The 561-nt window shown below is 52.0% G+C and carries 1 rRNA gene; it reads right to left on the reverse strand.

Annotation, left to right across the window (positions count from 1 at the left end):
• Positions 1 to 39 precede the first annotated feature (39 nt).
• Positions 40 to 561, reverse strand: a 16S ribosomal RNA gene (locus ABLX76_RS13835); the annotation flags it as partial.

The following is a 561-nucleotide window of genomic DNA, read 5'->3' on the forward strand; positions in this document are numbered from 1 at the left end:
ACAATCTGTGTGAGCACTACAAAGGCAGGTTCTTTAAGGTAAGGAGGTGATCCAACCGCAGGTTCCCCTACGGTTACCTTGTTACGACTTCACCCCAGTCATGAATCACAAAGTGGTAAGCGCCCTCCCGAAGGTTAAGCTACCTACTTCTTTTGCAACCCACTCCCATGGTGTGACGGGCGGTGTGTACAAGGCCCGGGAACGTATTCACCGTAGCATTCTGATCTACGATTACTAGCGATTCCGACTTCATGGAGTCGAGTTGCAGACTCCAATCCGGACTACGACATACTTTATGAGGTCCGCTTGCTCTCGCGAGGTCGCTTCTCTTTGTATATGCCATTGTAGCACGTGTGTAGCCCTGGTCGTAAGGGCCATGATGACTTGACGTCATCCCCACCTTCCTCCAGTTTATCACTGGCAGTCTCCTTTGAGTTCCCGGCCTAACCGCTGGCAACAAAGGATAAGGGTTGCGCTCGTTGCGGGACTTAACCCAACATTTCACAACACGAGCTGACGACAGCCATGCAGCACCTGTCTCACAGTTCCCGAAGGCACCAA

Origin of the sequence: Klebsiella sp. JB_Kp004, assembly GCF_040065795.1 — a bacterium.
GTDB classification, from domain to species: domain Bacteria; phylum Pseudomonadota; class Gammaproteobacteria; order Enterobacterales; family Enterobacteriaceae; genus Klebsiella; species Klebsiella quasipneumoniae.